Origin of the sequence: Methylomagnum ishizawai (assembly GCF_900155475.1) — a bacterium.
Taxonomy (GTDB): Bacteria; Pseudomonadota; Gammaproteobacteria; order Methylococcales; family Methylococcaceae; genus Methylomagnum; species Methylomagnum ishizawai_A.
Window position 1 is genome coordinate 62565 of sequence record NZ_FXAM01000004.1, and the last position, 16202, is coordinate 78766.

Here is a 16202-nt window from a genome sequence, read left to right on the forward strand (position 1 = left end):
CATTTGCGACCGTTTTAATCGGTTATTTATCCAGGCTCTGTGCGGCGGCGTACCCATCACCGCGCCGCTAGGGTATACGCGGCTCCGGCAATACCTATCCGGCGTTTTCCCGGCATAAGGCCCGTTCCGACGGGTCGGCCAGCCAAAACGGCATGTCGCAAAACCGGCTTGTGTGCGCCACCGCACCGACCCGCCCCGTCCACGCCACTAGGCTGTACCCTCCCCCAGCCCTGCGGAGCGGCCACCCGATTTCCCGCGCCACCCGGAACCCCATCCTGACCCCAGGCACCTGACGGACCCGGCGGCGGGCCGGGTCCGGTGTGGGGGTTCTTGCCGATCCTGGTGGCGCTGGGCGTGATATGAACAAAGCTTGACGCGCTCCCGCGGGAGCCGGAACCCAGCCCAAGGAGCGGCGATGGCGAAACCCAAGGAACGGCGGCGCACCGCCAGGAGCCACGATCCGGGCGGCGACGACCGGCCCATCCGCCGCGAACTGTTCGGCGAGGACCGGCTGCGCCAGCACGCCCTGACCCTGGCCCAAACCCAACACACCGCCCCGGCGGGACCGCGCCCCGCCCTGCTGGCCGGCCGGACGCGGGAGAACCAAACCGTGCTGCTGGCGGCCTACCAGTCCATCGTCCGCCGGGTGGACCAGCACCGGGCCATCACCCCGGCGGCAGAATGGCTGCTGGACAACTTCCATGTGATCGAGGAACAAGTCAAGGACGTGGCCGAAGCCCTGCCGGGCCACCGGGTCCGCGAATTGCCGGCCCTGGCCGGGGGCGTGTTCCTGGCGGGCTATCCCAGGGCCTACGGCATCGCCTGGGCGCTGGTGGCCCATACCGACAGCCGGTTCGCGCCCGACACCCTGGGGCTGTTCATCCGCGCCTACCAGGAAGTCCAGCCGCTCACCCTGGACGAACTCTGGGCCTTGCCCGCCCTCCTCCGCGTGCTGTTGCTGGAGAACCTCCGCCGCTTCGCCGTGCTGGTGATGCGCTCGCAAACGGGGCGCGGGCTGGCCGATGAATTCGTCGATCAAGTCGAACGCGCCGCGCTGCAACCCGACCCGTCCGCCGCGCCGCCCGGCGTCCTGCCGCCGCCGCCCCTGCGCCAGGCCTTCGCGGTCCAGATCGCCCAGCGCCTGCACGATCCCCACCCGGACACCCCGGTGTCGTTGGATTTCCTCGACCGCTGGCTGGCGGAGGAAGGCACGGACCTGGATGAGGTGGTGCGGCGCGAACACGCCGACCAGGTCGCCGCCAATTGGACGGTGCGCAATATCATCACCAGCCTGCGGGCGGTCGCGGCCTTCGATTGGCCGCCCTTCGTCGAGGCGCTGAGCCTGGTGGAAGCCTGCCTGCGCGGCCATCCGGGCTACGGGGCGATGGATTTCCTCACCCGCGACCGCTACCGCCGCGCTATCGGCCAGATCGCCCGGCGCTCGCCGTATTCGGAGCTGGACATCGCCCGCGAGGTGGTGGCCCACGCCGGGCGGGCGGCGGACGACCCCCGCCGCGGCGACCCCGGCTATTACCTGATCGGCGCGGGCCGGGCCGGTTTCGAGCGCGGCATGGGCTTCCGGCCCGGCCTCAAGCAAAGGCTGTTACGGGCCTATGTCGCCCATGCGCTCGCGGCCTACCTGGGCAGCCTGGGCGCGGTGGCGCTGTTGGCCTTGGCCGGCGTGCTATGGGCGGGAATGGAAGCCGGGCTGGGTGGGGCCGGACTGGCCTGGATTGGATTGCTGGCCCTGTTCCCCGCCACCGATATCGCGGCCACCCTGGTCAACCGGCTGGCGCTGGCCCTGTTGCCCGCGCGTCATCTGCCACGGCTGGAACTCAAGCAAGGCATCCCGGCGGAACTGCGGACCTTCGTGGTGGTGCCGACGGTCCTCGACAGTTCCGCCGGGATACGCGGGCGGATCGGCCAGTTGGAAGTGCGCTATCTCGCCAATCCCGAGGGCGAGGTGTATTACGCCCTGCTGTCCGACTGGGCCGGGGCCGAGCGGGAAAGCCTGCCCGGCGACGCGGCGCTGTTGCGGGCGGCGCGGGAGGGCGTGGCGGCGCTCAACGCCAAGCATGGCGGCGGGCGCTTCTTCCTGTTCCACCGGCGGCGGGCCTGGGACGCCGCCGCTGGGTGCTGGACCGGCTGGGAAGGCCGCCGCGGCCAGTTGCGCGAATTCAACCGGCTATTGCGCGGGGCCACCGACACCCGCTTCCTGCCCCCGGCCGCCGACGCGCCCGCCCCGCCGCAAAACGTGCGCTATGTCGTCCATCTGGAGGCCGATACCCGGCTGCCGATGGATTCGGTGTCCTGGCTGGTCGGTACCGCCGCCCATCCGCTCAACCGGCCCGCGCTCGATCCCGCCACCCGCCGCGTGGTCGAGGGCTACGCCCTGCTGCAACCACGGCTGACGCCGACCCTGCCCTTGCGGCGGGAGCGCTCCCTTTATCAACGGATCGTTTCTTGCCGCTGCGGCATCGAGGACTATTCCAGCGCGCTCTCGGAGGTCTACCAAGATTGGTTCGGCTTCGGCACCCCGTTGGGCAAGGGCTTGTACGAGATCGACGCCTACGAGGCGGCCCTGGCCGGGCGCTGGCCGGAACCGGACGCGCCCGGCCAGGATGTGTTGGAAAGCGTGTACGCCCGTTGCGCCCTGGTGGCCGATGTCGAGTTCTTCGAGGCGGCGCAGGCCCACGCCGGGGATGGCCGGGGCTGGCGGCGCGGGGATGGGCGGCTGTGGCGCTGGGTGTTCGGGGCCGGGGGCCGGGATTTGCCCTGGAGCGGGCGCTGGCGGCTGCTGGACCGGCTGAGGCGGTCCCTGTCCATGCCGATGGCGTTCCTGGTCCTGGTGGCGGCCTGGGCAGTGCCTGGCGCACCGATGGCGGCCCTGGTCGGCTTGGTGGCGCTGGCCTTGGCCGGGCCGGCCCTGTTGGCATTCCTGGCGGCCCTGGTCCCGCCCCGGCGCGGGTTCGTCCTGGCCGACCATCTGCGGGAGGCCGGGGAAACCCTGGGGTCGGGTTTGGGGGCGGCGCTGTTGGATGGGGGCTTGCTGGCGCAGCGGGCCGGATTGCTGTTCGACACGGCCTTGCCGGCATCGTCCGATGGCCGCGGTTTCCGGCTAAACCCCACTCCCTTGGGGCCATCGGCCCGGTGGGCGGTGGTCGCCGCCGTCCTGGTGCTGTGGTTCAATCCGGGCCGGATCGGCGTGGCCGCGCCGTTCCTGCTGCTATGGGGGCTGGCCCCGCTGTGGATGCGGGCCTTGGCCGCACCGTTCCCGGCCCAGCCGCCGGACGCCCCGCAGCCGGACGATATGGCCCGTTTCCGCTGGATCGGGCGGCGCACCTGGCGCTTCTTCACCGCTTTCGTGGACGCCGGGGACCACCATTTGCCGCCGGATAATTTCCAGGAAGACCCCAAGCCGGTGGTGGCGCACCGCAGTTCGCCGACCAATTTCGGGCTGTACCTGTTGTCGGTGCTGGCAGCGCGGGATTTCGGCTGGCTGGGGCTGGGGGACGCCCTGGACCGGCTCGAAGCCACCTTCCACACCTTCGACGCCCTGCCGCGTTGGCGCGGCCATTTCTTCAACTGGTACGACACCTCCGACCTCCGGCCCTTGGAGCCGCGCTACCTCTCGACCGTGGACAGCGGCAACCTAGCCGGGCATTTGCTGGTGTTGGCGCAAAGCTGCCGGGAACAGGCCCGCCAACCCTTGGCCGTCAGCGCCGCCCTGCGGGGCATGGCCGATACCCACGCCTTGCTGTGCGCGGCGCTGGCCGGGGCCGGCGCGGTGCCGGAAGCCCTATGCGCCCAGGCCGCGCTGATCGGCCAAGGGCTGGCCGACGCGCCCGCCGATCCCGGCGGCTGGGAGCCGCTGTGGGCGCGTTCGCTGGCCTGCGCCGATGAATTATGCGCCCTGGCCCAGGGCTACGCCGGGGCGGTGCCCGACGATCCCGCCAGGGCGGAGGTTGCGGCTTGGGCCGGGCTGCTGCGCGACGATTTGCGCTCCCACGCCCGCGATTGGACAGCCCTGGACCCGGCCCGCGCCGGCCACGTCCCCTTGGGCGAGGCCGGTGAAGCGGGCGCGGCCCTGGCCGCACGCCTGGACGCCCTGGCCGACCGCGCCGAACGCCTGTTCCGGGAGATGGATTTCGGTTTCCTGTACGACCCGGCCCGGCATCTGTTCAGCCTGGGCTATCTGGTGAACGAGGGGCGGCTGGACGGCACCTATTACGACCTCCTGGCCTCGGAAGCGCGGCTGGCCAGCCAGATTGCCATCGCCAAGCGCGAAGCGCCCAGCACCCATTGGGCGCGGCTGGGCCGCCGCATGACCCGGGTGGCGGCGGGCCATGTGCTGTTGTCCTGGTCGGGCTCGATGTTCGAGTACCTGATGCCTTCCCTGGTCGGCTTCACTCCGCGCCATAGCCTGTTGGACGAGACCTGCCGCCGGGTGGTCGCCCGCCAGATCGAATACGGACGCCAGCGCGGCATCCCCTGGGGCATTTCGGAATCGGCCTTCGCCGCCCGCGACGCCGGGATGACCTATCAATATTCGGCCTTCGGCGTGCCCGGCCTGGGCATGAAACGCGGCTTGGCGCGGGATTGGGTGGTCGCGCCCTACGCCACGGCCCTGGCGGCGCTTTACCGGCCCCAGGCCGCCGCCGAAAACTACGCCCGCTTGGAAGCCCTGGGCGGGCTGGGCCGCTATGGCTTCTACGAAGCCCTGGATTTCACCCCGGAGCGGCTGGCGGAACGGCAAGGGGTGGCGGTGGTGCGCTGCTATATGGCCCACCACCAGGGCATGGCCTTGGTCGCCCTGGCCGATGTGGTCCACGACGGGGCGATGCGCGGGCGCTTCCACCGGGTGCCCTTGATCCAGGCCACGGAATTGCTGTTGCACGAGCGCGGCCCGCGGGGACTCGATACCCACAGCCCGCGCTCGGCCCTGGACCAGGCCGAGGCGGCCCAGGTCGCCCAGCCGCCGGTACGCCAGCGACCTTCCCCGACATCCGCCCTGCCCTCGTCCCATCTGCTCTCGAATGGCCGTTACGCGGTGATGCTGACGGCGGCGGGCTCGGGCTATAGCGCCTGGAACGAACTGGCGGTGACACGCTGGCGCGAAGACCCGGTGCGCGACGATTGGGGCGCGTTCTTCTATCTGCGGAACCGGGCCACGGGCCGGGTCTGGTCGGCGGGCTACCAGCCCACGGCGGCGGTCCCCGACCATTACGCGGTGGATTTCCTGGAGGACCGGGCGCGGATCGCCCGCGCCGACGGCGACATCGCCACCACCCTGGAAATCGTGGTGTCCCCCGAGGACGACGCCGAGATCCGCCGCCTCAGCCTCGCCAACCACGGCCCGGCGCCGGTCGAGATCGAACTGACTTCCTACGCCGAGATCGTGCTGGCCCCGCCCGCCGCCGATGCCGCCCATCCGGTGTTTTCCAACCTGTTTGTGGACACCGGATATTTACCCCAGGCCGTGGCCTTGTGGGCGCGGCGGCGGCCGCGCGGAGCCGGGGAGCCGGAACGCTGGGCCGGGCAGGTCCTGGCCGGGGTGGCGGCGGACGCGGGCGTGGAGTACGAAACCGACCGGATGCGCTGCCTGGGCCGGGGCCGGGGCGTGCGTTCGCCCCTGGCCTTGCAGGATGGCGGACCCTTGGGCAATAGCGTCGGCCCGGTGCTGGACCCGGTGTTTTGCTTCCGGGTGCGGCTGCGGATCGAGCCGGGCGCGGTCGCCCATACGGTATTCACCACCTTCGTGGCCCAAAATCGCGATGATTTGCAGGAATTGGCGCTGAAATACCGCGACCCCGCCCTGTTCGACCGGGTATCGGCCCTGGCCTGGACCCAGGCCCAGGTGCAACTCCGCCATCTACGCATCGCCACCGACGAAGCCCAGCTCTTCCAAGCGCTGGCCAACCGGCTGTTGTACGCCGACGCCGCGCTGCGTCCCTCGGGCGCGGTGCTGGCCTTGAACACGCTGGGCCAGCGGGCTTTGTGGCGGCATGGGATTTCCGGCGACCGGCCCATGGTGTTGGCGCGGATCGGCGATGCCGGGCAGCGGGCCTTGGCCGAGCAATTGCTGCGGGCGCAGGAATATTGGCGGGCCAAGCGCTTGGCGGTTGATCTGGTGTTCCTGTGCGAGCAGGACGCTTCCTACGCCGAGGAACTGGGCGGTTTGCTGGAAAGCTTGGCGCGGGCGCAGCGGGCGCTGTCGGGGGCCGGGCCGGACCCTGTGCGCGGCGCGGTGGCGGTGGTGCGGGCGGATTGGCTGGACGAGGCCGACCGGCTGTTGCTGCGTTCCAGCGCCCGGGTGGTACTGGCGGGCTGGCGCGGCACCCTGGCCGAGCAATTGCTGCGGCGGGCGCGGGGACCGGCGGGCTACGCGCCCTTGCGGCGGCCCTGGACCGGCGCGGGACCGGCGGACCTCGACGCCTTGGCCGGGCCGGACCCGTCCACCTTGGAATTCTTCAACGGGCTGGGCGGTTTCACCGACGGCGGGCGGGACTACGTGGTGCGGCTCGGTCCCGGCCAGTCCACGCCCCTGCCTTGGACCAATGTGATTGCCAACCCGGATTTCGGCTTCCTGGTGACGGAATCCGGCGGCGGATATACCTGGAGCCTGAACAGCCGGGAAAACCCGCTCACGCCCTGGTCGAACGATCCGGTCGGCGATCCGCCCGGCGAGGCGTTCTATCTGCGCGACGAGGACAGCGGCGAACTGTGGTGCCCGACCGCCCTGCCGATCCGGGTCGAGGGTGGGCATTACCTGATCCGCCACGGCCAGGGCTATAGCCGGTTCGACCACGCCTCGCACGGCATCCACAGCGCGTTGACCCAATGCGTGGACCCGGCGGACCCGGTCAAGGTCTCGATCCTCCGCCTGCGCGACACTTCCGGGCGGCCCCGGCGGCTGAGCGTGGTGGCCTATGCCGAATGGGCGTTGGGGAATTCCCGCCCCGCCGCCGCGCCCTATGTCGTCACCGAATCCGACCCCGCGACCGGGGCGCTATTGGCTCGCAATCCCTGGAGCGCCGAATTCGGCGGGCGGGTGGCCTTCGCCGACCTGGGTGGCCGGCCAACCGCCTGGACCGCCAGCCGGGAGGAATTCCTGGGCCGCAATGGCGGGCTGGACGCCCCGGCGGGCTTGTTGGGGCGGCGGGCCGGTTTGCGGCGGCGCTGCGGGGCCGGGCTGGACCCCTGCGCGGCCCTGCAAACCGGGATCGAACTCGGCCCCGGCGGCACGGCGGAAGTGGTGTTCCTGCTGGGCCAGGGCGCGGACCGGGCCGGGGCGTTGGATTTGATCCGGCGGCACCGGGCCATCCCGGCGGCGGAGACCCTGGAACGCGCCCGGCGGGCCTGGGACGAACGGCTCGGCGCTTTGCAAATCCAGACCCCGGACCGGGGCTTGGACCTGCTGGTGAACCGCTGGCTGGTCTATCAGGCGCTGGGCTGCCGGGTCTGGGCACGGGCGGCGTTCTACCAGGCCGGGGGTGCCTATGGCTTCCGCGACCAACTCCAGGACGGCATGGCGCTCGCCGCCGCCGATCCCGCCGGGGTCCGCGCCCATTTGCTACGGGCGGCGGGGCGGCAATTCCCCGAGGGCGATGTGCAGCACTGGTGGCACCCACCCACGGGCCGGGGCGTGCGCACCCATTGCTCGGACGACCGGCTATGGCTGCCGGTGGCCGCAGTGCGCTATCTCGACGTGAGCGGCGACGCCGCCGTGCTGGATGAGGAAATCCCCTTCATCGACGGCCCGCCGCTGCCGCCCGAGCGGGAGGACGCCTATTTCGAGCCGACCCTTTCCGAGGTCCGGGCCAGCCTCTACGAACATTGCGCCAGGGCATTGGACGCCAGCCTCGCGCTGGGTCCGCACAGCCTGCCCTTGATCGGCGCGGGCGACTGGAACGACGGCATGAACCGGGTGGGCCAGGCGGGCCGGGGCGAAAGCGTGTGGTTGGCGTGGTTCCTGATTTCGGCCCTGGAAGCCTTCATTCCCCTGGCGGCGGCGCGGGACGATGCCGGGCGGGCGGACCGCTGGCGCGGCCACGCGGAGCGGCTCAAAGCTGCGGCCGAGGCTGCGGCCTGGGACGGGGCGTGGTACCGGCGGGCCTGGTTCGACGACGGCACGCCCTTGGGTTCCGCCGCCAACGCCGAATGCCGGATCGATTCCCTGCCGCAGAGCTGGGCCGCGCTATCCGGGGCCGCCGACCCGGAACGGGCGCGGCGGGCCCTGGATGCGGTGTGGGAGCGCTTGGTGCGCGGCGGCGACTCCCTGGTGCTGTTGTTCGATCCGCCGTTCCGGCGCGGCGCGGACCCGGACAGCCACGCCACACCCGATCCCGGCTATATCGCGGGTTATCCGCCCGGCACCCGCGAGAACGGCGGGCAATATACCCACGCGGCGGTGTGGTGCGCCCTGGCCGAAACCCGCCTGGACAACGGTTCCGGGGCGGTGGAATTGTTGCGGATGCTCAACCCGGTTTACCGGGGCGCGGACAAGGCGGGGCGGGAAGCCTACCGGGGCGAGCCCTATGTGTTGGCGGCGGATGTCCACGCCGGGCCGGAGCATGCGCGGCGGGCGGGCTGGACGTGGTATACCGGGGCGGCGGGCTGGTATTACCGCACCGCCGTGGAAGGTGTGTTGGGGCTGGAACTCAGGGCCGGGACGCTGTTCGTCGATCCCTGCCCGCCCACCGCCTGGCCGGGCTTCGCGGCCAGCCTGCGCCGGGGTTCGGCCCGCTACGGGATCGCGGTGGAGAATCCCCAGGGCGTCCGCCGGGGCGTCGCCGCGCTGGAACTCGATGGCGAAGCCTTGCCGCCCCAGGGCGGAATCCCGCTGGCGGACGACGGGCGGGAACACCGGGTCCGCGTGGTCATGGGCTAGCGCATGGTTTCATCCGGGGGGCTGCGCCCGTCGCGGCCCCGGACCTGCCGCACCGACGGCGGCGGCGGGTCCGGCCCCAAGGCTCCGACCTCCCGCCGGACGCTGTTGGAAAAGGAGATGCCGACATGCTCGAAATCCTCGCCATCGTGCTGATCGTCCTGTGGGTCCTGGGCTTGGTGTCCTCGTACACCCTGGGCGGATTCATCCATATCCTGCTGGTGATCGCGGTCATCATGGTCGCGGTGCGTATCATCCAGGGGCGCCGCCCGCTGTAGCCGCCTGTCGGACCTGAACCCGCATGGCCTTGGATGGTGCCGTCCTCATCACCGGACTTCCCAGGGAGGAAGCCGCCCGGAGCATCCAGAAGATGCGCGGCCCGGTAGGCGGCTTGCGTGGGGTTCTGCCGAACGCGGCGGCGGAGGATGGCGGTGGGCTTATAGCATGCGGTGAGCCTGCGAGCCGCATCCATCGCGAACCGCGTTTTCGACCACACGAAAAAGGCCGCTCACGCGGCCTTTCCCCTGTCGATCCCTCTTCCCGCCCGGACTAACTCCGGCCAGAACCCCGCGTCAAGGCTTCGCTCCACGGTCCAGGGGTTGTTTTCCGGGAAGCACTCCCGGCCCAGCCCCGTTTCGCGCACCGCGTCGGCCAGGTGTTCCAAATCCAGGGCGCCGAAGCGCCCCGCCCGCAGGAGCCGGGCTTGTTCGCTGGCCCAGGCCACGATATCGGTGTCGTAAAGCATCTGCGGCGTTGCTCGGCTCATATGCTGACCAGGGGATTCTAACTCTCCTGGACCCGCTGCGCCCACTTGTCCACAAGCGCCCTCGCGCGTGGTGTTCTGGGTGTTCTGGATGTTCATCCACCAGTGTTCAGTGTTCGGCGAAAATTTTCTAGCTTGAATCAAAGGCTTGCGCGATTTGCGGTGAGAAATTCAATCCCAAAAGTGAGAAATTCAATCTGGATCGGTGAGAAATTCAATCCGAACGGTGAGAAATTCAATCCCAAAAGTGAGAAATTCAATCCGAAGTCCACAGGGTTATCCACAGATAAAGTGAAAACTGGATATCAGGTTTATTTTCACCTTTCAAGGTATGATCAGTCTCTACCGTGTCCGGCAATCTCCAACCCGCAGGCTTCGTCATGAGTAAATCCAAAAACAACGCAAAACTATCTCCACCCGTTCCAGTGCATCCCACCGGAAGCCCCTGGGAAGCCACGCCGCACAATCCGGCTACCGTTCCCCTGGCAATGCCCGCCGTCATCGTCAACATCCAAGGTCCATATACGGAAAGGGATAGGAAGCTCTATGCCTTCTTAGTCCACGCGGTTTGGGATGAACTAGGCGTGAAACGCATCCATGAATTGCCTGTGGCCCGCATCAATAAAGTATTTGAGGAACACCACAGCGATACCAGCCAAGGCTGGATTTGGGAAAGCGCGAAACGCTTGGCCATGACCTCCGTTGAATGGGCACAAGTGGAAGGCGAGGACCGTCTGCACGGCATCGCGCATTTGTTTTCCTACGCCGCGACCCATGAGGCGGCCCGTGCCGATGGGGTTTTGAAATTCGAGTTCCCGGCTGGCCTGATACCCGTCTTGAAAGAACCCCGCCGCTTCGCCCGGTTGCGGATTCATTTCCTCATCGCCCTGTCCGGCAAATACGCGGTGACGCTCTACGAAATCCTGGAATCGGTGGCGAATTTGCGGAATCCGGTTTTGGAAATCGAACTGACGAAGCTCCGGCAATGGCTGAAGGTGCCGGAAGACAAGCTTGATCGATATGTGGATTTGAAGCGCTTCGTGCTGGAACCCGGTATCAGGCAAATCAACATGAACCCGGAAGGCGCGGGTTTCTCGGCGCAGATGGAAGCGCTCAAGAGCGGGAAAGCGGTCGAGCGCATCCGCTTCGTTATCCAGAAATTGGATACCCGCGTGGCCTTGGAAAAGCAGATCAAACCCCGCCTGGAACCGCCCGTGCCGCCGCCGGTGGAACCGATGTCCGCTTTTGGCATTTTGCTCAGCACGCGGACCTACGAGAAGGCCAAGCAGGCCGCGCCCGATTTCGATATCTACGGCCTGGAAGCGGAATGGCGGGATTGGATCAAGGGGAAGCCCCGGCCCAACGACCCGGACGCGGCCTTCGTGGGGTTCTGCCGGAAGCGGCAACGGAGGATGGAGGTGGGTTAGCGGGTAGAACAGGCCGAGACCCAATTTATCGTTTTACAATTATTCGAAATAATAGAATCGAACAGCAAGACCGCAGCAAAACCTGTTTTAGCTCTCATGGTCTCAACAAATTATATTTTAGTGGGTTTGCAACTCCGATCTGATCGTGCAAAAATTGCGGGTCAGAGGTCGCCTTATATGGAGTTTTTAAAAATGACGAAAAATTCCCCGCGAATTCCCATTCAGCTTTTCTTTGCTTTTGTCGTAATTTCGGTTATGGCAATGAAAAATTGATACTCAGTAAAATACAGTATACCATCAATATTAGAAATCTCATTAAACCCGCCCAGCGGGCGACCTTTTCCATATCCGGCTAGGCGGGAAAACCTATCAGAACTGCGTCGCCATCCTCCCCCGGACATCCATCCGCCCGTGCAGGACGCGGACGACCTCGATGCCGCCATCAATGGCCCGGTAGAAGATGAAATGCCTGCCGACCGGGTATTTCCGGTATCCGGGCCGGATATCACCGCAATCCTGCCCCTTGAGCGGATCGGCGGCTAAGGCGTGGAAACCCCGGTCCAACTCCGCCAGATAGCGGTTCCGCTGTTCCTTGCCCCAAGTGTCCTGGGTATAGCGGGCGATGGCTTTCAAATCCTCCTTGGCCTCGCGGGTCAGGACGAACCCACCCATCAATGGGTGCCTTCCTGGTCGAGTTCGGCAATCAACCCCTCCAGCGAATATTCCGCCCTGCCGCTGGCTTCCCCATCGGCCAAGGCCCGGCGCAACAGGGACAGCCGGGTTTCGTGTTCCTCCAACAGCCGCAGCCCGGCGCGGACGACCTCGCTGGCCGAACCATAGCGCCCGTCGCCGACCTGGCTGGCGATGAATTGCTCGAAGTGCGTGCCCAGGGTCACGCTGGTGTTTTTCTGCATGTGGGTGGCTCCCGTGGCTGTTAATACCAATATCGAATATATATTGGTACTCCGGTGCCGGCAAGCGGGACGCGGCCCCTCGTACATCGAGGCACGAAAAAGGCCGCTCACGCGGCCTTTTCCATGTCCATTCAAGGAATCCCGATCAGAACTGAGTCGCCGGTTTCCCGCCGTCGTTCACGCCCTTGCCGCCACGGGCGGGCTTGATCTCGGTCGCGCCGCCGCCGGGCTTCTGGTCGTTGTTCCAGCCCTCGGGAGCGCCGGGGGTGCGGCCTTCCATGATGTCGTCGATCTGGTGGCGGTCGATGGTCTCGTACAGCATCAGGGCTTCCGCCATCGCGTGCAGGGCGTCCATGTGTTCCCTGAGGATGCGCTCGGCCCGCTCGTAGTTGCGGTCGATCACCGAGCGGATTTCCTCGTCGATCAAATGCGCGGTTTCCTCGGACACCGATTTGTGCTTGGTCACCGAACGGCCCAGGAACACCTCGCCTTCCTCCTCGCTATAGGCCAGCGGCCCCAGGCGGTCGGACAGACCCCAGCGCGTGACCATGTTGCGGGCCAGGTTGGTGGCGCGCTCGATGTCGTTCTGCGCCCCGGTGGTGACGCGCTCGCGGCCCACGGTCAGTTCTTCGGCCACCCGGCCCCCGAACAGGCTGGAAATCTGGCTTTCCAGCTTCTGCTTGCTGGCGCTGTACACGTCGCGTTCCGGCAGGAACATGGTGATGCCCAGCGCCCGCCCGCGCGGGATGATGCTGACCTTATAGACCGGGTCGTGTTCCGGCACCATGCGGCCCACGATGGCGTGGCCGGCCTCGTGGTAGGCGGTCAGGAGCTTCTCTTCCTCGCTCATCACGGCGGTGCGGCGTTCCGCGCCCATCAGGATTTTGTCCTTGGCCTTCTCGAAGGATTCCATGTCCACCATCCGCTTGTTCTGGCGGGCGGAGAACAGCGCGGCCTCGTTCACCAGGTTGGCGAGGTCGGCCCCGGAGAAGCCTGGGGTGCCACGGGCCAGCCAATCGACCTCGACATTGTCGGACACCGGCACCTTCTTCATGTGGACCTTGAGGATTTGCTGGCGGCCCCGCACGTCGGGCAGGCCGACGGTGATCTGGCGGTCGAAGCGGCCAGGGCGGAGCAGGGCCTTGTCCAGCACGTCCGGGCGGTTGGTGGCGGCGATGATGATGATGCCCTCGTTGCCCGCGAAGCCGTCCATCTCGACCAGGAGTTGGTTGAGGGTCTGTTCGCGTTCGTCGTGGCCACCGCCCAGCCCCGCGCCGCGCTGGCGGCCCACGGCGTCGATTTCGTCGATGAAGATGATGCAGGGGGCGCGCTTCTTGGCTTCCTCGAACATGTCGCGCACGCGGGAAGCGCCCACGCCCACGAACATTTCCACGAAGTCGGAGCCGGAGATCGAGAAGAACGGTACCTTGGCCTCGCCGGCGATGGCGCGGGCCAGCAGGGTCTTACCCGTGCCGGGCGGGCCGACCATCAAGGCGCCTTTGGGGATTTGGCCGCCGAGCTTCTGGAACTTCGAGGGGTCTTTGAGGAAATCGACCATCTCGGTCACGTCTTCCTTGGCCTCGTCGCAGCCCGCGACATCGCCGAAGGTGACCTTGATCTTGTCTTCCTCGATCAAACGGGCCTTGCTCTTGCCGAAGCCCATGGCCCCGCCGCCCGCGCCGCCCTGCATCCTGCGCATGAAGTAGACCCACACGCCGATCATCAGCAGCATCGGGAAGGCCGAGATGAACAGCTGCATCAGGAAGGAGGGATGTTCCGGGGCGTTGACCTTGATATCGACGTGGTTCTTCAACAGGTCGTCGACCAGGTGGGGATCGCCGGGGCTGTAGGTGGTGAAGCGGTCGCCGTCGCCCAACATGCCGGAGATGGTCATGCCGTCGATGCTGACCTGCTTCACGTTGCCCTGGTTCACGGCGGCGATGAAGTTGGAATAGGAGATGGTGTTGTCGGCTTGGGTGCGTTTGCCGTAGCCGTTGAATAGCGATAGCAGGACGACGGCTATCACCACCCATAGCAAGACGTTCTTCATCATGTCTCTCATAAGGGGTTCCTCTAGATGGTTATTGCGGGACCGCGAGGTGTTCGCGGATGCTGGTGGTGGGCGATCATGCTCGGTTCGTTCTCCAAGGCTGCGGCGACGGTTAAGAAGAAGATTAAAACAAAGAATAAGAAGAATAAGGACTTGCGCGAAAATTTTTTCAGTTTTTTTTTGTTTCAAAATCAATGACTTACAAGCGGCTTTTGAGGCATTTTGGGCGCGACCCGTCAGCTATACCTACCGAAACGGCCTAAAAACGACCCCTAAAACACCCCAAAACGGTTGTTTTAAACCACCCCCCAAACGTGACCCGTCAGCTATACCTACCGAAAATCGGCCGACCCGTCAGCTATACCTACCGAAAAAATCGCGACCCGTCAGCTATACCTACCGAAAACCCCCTCGACCCGTCAGCTATACCTACCGGCCGACCCCCCCGAAAAACGACCTGTCAGCTATACCTACCGCGACCCGTCAGCTATACCTACCGAAAAATGCCTCGACCCGTCAGCTATACCTACCGAAAATCGGGGTCCGTGGCGGACTTATCCACAGGTTTATCCACAGCCTGTTGTGACACATCGATAGCATTTTTATGACGCTTATTGGCGGTCTTCATCTCCCCCACGAACTCCATGGAGGCGCTGAGCGTGTAGACCACGTCCTCGATCCTGCCGCGGGCGCTGCGGATTTCGTTTTTCTTGACCAGCATCAACACCCCGCTGGCCTTCAACTCCGCGAAGGCCGCGTCCACCGCCGCCACCGCCTGCCGCTGCTGGCCGTAGCCGTCCAGCAGGGCGCTGTCGCGGCGGATGGTGCTGTAGCGCATCTCGAAGGACGTGGCGAGGCTGGCGAAGGTGAACTTGAGCGAGAGCTGTTTATGCAGCCAGCGGGCAAGCTGGGTGCGGTGGCCATCATCTGGGCGTAGTTGAACTGCCTGTAGGTCACGGCGTCGATGGCCTCGGTGACCAAAGGATGGAACTGCACGATCCATTTCGACTGCGGATCGTCTTCCAGCTTGTCCCTGGACACCGCCGATATGCCGGGGAAATAGGCGCTGCGGGCGAAGAACTTGGGGGAGTCGCCGTCGGTGGCGCGGAGTTCGATGATGCTCCGGACGAGGATGTTGAGGCTCAGCACGATCTCTTGGTAGGATCGGGCATGCCCCTGCTTCCTCAATTCCTCGCGCAGCGCGTACAGGGTGAACACCACCCCGCTGCGCTGGTTCTTCCGGTCGAAGAAGGCGTTGCGCTGCTCGGCGGCGATCTTGCGCAGGGCGTCCTCGACCAGTTCCTCGTTGGCGCTGGGGGTAGTAGTCGGTCTCGGTGCGGGTCTTGTCGTCGAGGATGCGGGCGGCCTGGATGCGGGCTTCCAGCGTGCGCCCCCGGTATTGGAAAACGACCTGCCTGATCCCCAGGAAGCCCTTTTCCTTGCGTATCTTGGCCATCTGCTGCCGGGAGATGGCGTAGCGCGGCACGCTGTCCCACAGGTCGAAGTGTTGGAAAGCCGGTCGCGCTCGGCCGGGCCGTTGCAGAGGAAGGCGCGGAACAGGTCGATCTGCCCGCCCTCGAAGTCGGTGTCGGCCGGTGGCACCAGGGGCGCGGCTGGCGCTCATGGGATGGATTGCCCGACCGTGGCCGGCCTCCGCGCCGCCAGCGCCCGCCGTACCCGCTCCCGAACTTCACCCGCACCGAATCCTCCACCACCTCGAAATCCGCCAGGAACCCCGCGTCCTTCAACGCCGTGTGGGCCTTGATCAGCGCGTCGCGGTTGCGCTTGCCGTTCTTGGCCTCCAGGCCGATCAGGCCGGCCAGGATGTCGAGCTGGTGCGGACCGGCGCGGCATGGGTCGAGTAATAGGCGTGCCAGGGCGCGGGTGGTCATGGTTGGGCCTCACTGGGTGGTGTTCGTCGCACGCTCGCGCCCTAGGGAGGCGTCTTTTTCAATCGGTCGCTGCGCGTTGCCGATGTTTTGCACATGTTATTGCACGACTTAAATTCATTGTCAATAGATTGTCATGGACAAAATATTTGCGTAGCATGTCCAAGCGAACCCGAATCCGGGCCTTCCGGTTAGACAGGGAAGTCCGCTGGCGTTCCAAACGCCGCTCCCCGAGCCACCTCCGCCACCCGCCAGGGGAACCGACCATGACC

The 16202-nt window shown here is 66.5% G+C and carries 10 protein-coding genes; 3 read left to right on the plus strand and 7 right to left on the minus strand.

Translation table 11 applies throughout. The features are described 5' to 3' along the window. Nucleotides 1-415 precede the first annotated feature (415 nt). Nucleotides 416-8890, plus strand: a complete 8475-nt coding sequence (locus tag B9N93_RS23540) for a glycoside hydrolase family 94 protein (protein ID WP_085216821.1) — start codon at nt 416-418, stop codon at nt 8888-8890. Nucleotides 8891-9015: 125 nt separating this feature from the next. Then, nucleotides 9016-9165, plus strand: a complete 150-nt coding sequence (locus B9N93_RS25085; RefSeq protein ID WP_125469188.1) for a lmo0937 family membrane protein — start codon at nt 9016-9018, stop codon at nt 9163-9165. 230 nt (nt 9166-9395) lie between these two features. On the opposite strand, the gene B9N93_RS23545 is transcribed toward B9N93_RS25085, so the two are convergent. Further along, a complete protein-coding gene (locus B9N93_RS23545; RefSeq protein WP_085216768.1) occupies nt 9396-9653 on the minus strand; it encodes a DUF29 family protein in 258 nt (85 codons plus the stop codon). A 253-nt stretch (nt 9654-9906) separates the two neighbouring features. Beyond that, nucleotides 9907-10161 carry a hypothetical protein gene (locus B9N93_RS26580; RefSeq protein WP_254899525.1) on the minus strand — a complete coding sequence of 85 codons (255 nt, stop codon included), beginning with the start codon at nt 10159-10161 and terminating at the stop codon, nt 9907-9909. Here B9N93_RS26580 and B9N93_RS23550 point away from each other — a divergent pair. Continuing rightward, nucleotides 10139-11077, plus strand: coding sequence for a replication initiation protein (locus B9N93_RS23550; protein WP_254899522.1), 939 nt, complete (start codon nt 10139-10141; stop codon nt 11075-11077). The genes B9N93_RS26580 and B9N93_RS23550 overlap by 23 nt on opposite strands. A gap of 369 nt (nt 11078-11446) precedes the next feature. Here the strand turns inward: B9N93_RS23550 and B9N93_RS23555 are convergent, their stop codons facing one another. From B9N93_RS23555 to B9N93_RS25090, 5 genes are all read right to left on the minus strand, one after another. Next, on the minus strand, nt 11447-11749 hold the full coding sequence (locus B9N93_RS23555; protein ID WP_085216770.1) for a type II toxin-antitoxin system RelE/ParE family toxin: 303 nt from the start codon (nt 11747-11749) through the stop codon (nt 11447-11449). After that, a complete protein-coding gene (locus B9N93_RS23560) occupies nt 11749-11991 on the minus strand; it encodes a type II toxin-antitoxin system ParD family antitoxin (protein WP_085216771.1) in 243 nt (80 codons plus the stop codon). The genes B9N93_RS23555 and B9N93_RS23560 overlap by 1 nt, the downstream gene beginning before the upstream one ends. Nucleotides 11992-12136: 145 nt before the next feature. After that, nucleotides 12137-14053 (minus strand): ATP-dependent zinc metalloprotease FtsH, encoded by a 1917-nt coding sequence (ftsH, locus tag B9N93_RS23565; protein WP_085216772.1) that lies wholly within the window; start codon nt 14051-14053, stop codon nt 12137-12139. 514 nt (nt 14054-14567) lie between these two features. Beyond that, the gene (locus B9N93_RS23570; protein WP_085216822.1) at nt 14568-14879 is read right to left on the minus strand and encodes a hypothetical protein; all 312 of its coding nucleotides are present in this window, start codon (nt 14877-14879) and stop codon (nt 14568-14570) included. Continuing rightward, on the minus strand, nt 14780-15643 hold the full coding sequence (locus B9N93_RS25090) for a hypothetical protein (RefSeq protein ID WP_125469199.1): 864 nt from the start codon (nt 15641-15643) through the stop codon (nt 14780-14782). Before B9N93_RS25090 ends, B9N93_RS23570 begins: the two co-directional genes overlap by 100 nt. Nucleotides 15644-16202 lie beyond the last annotated feature (559 nt).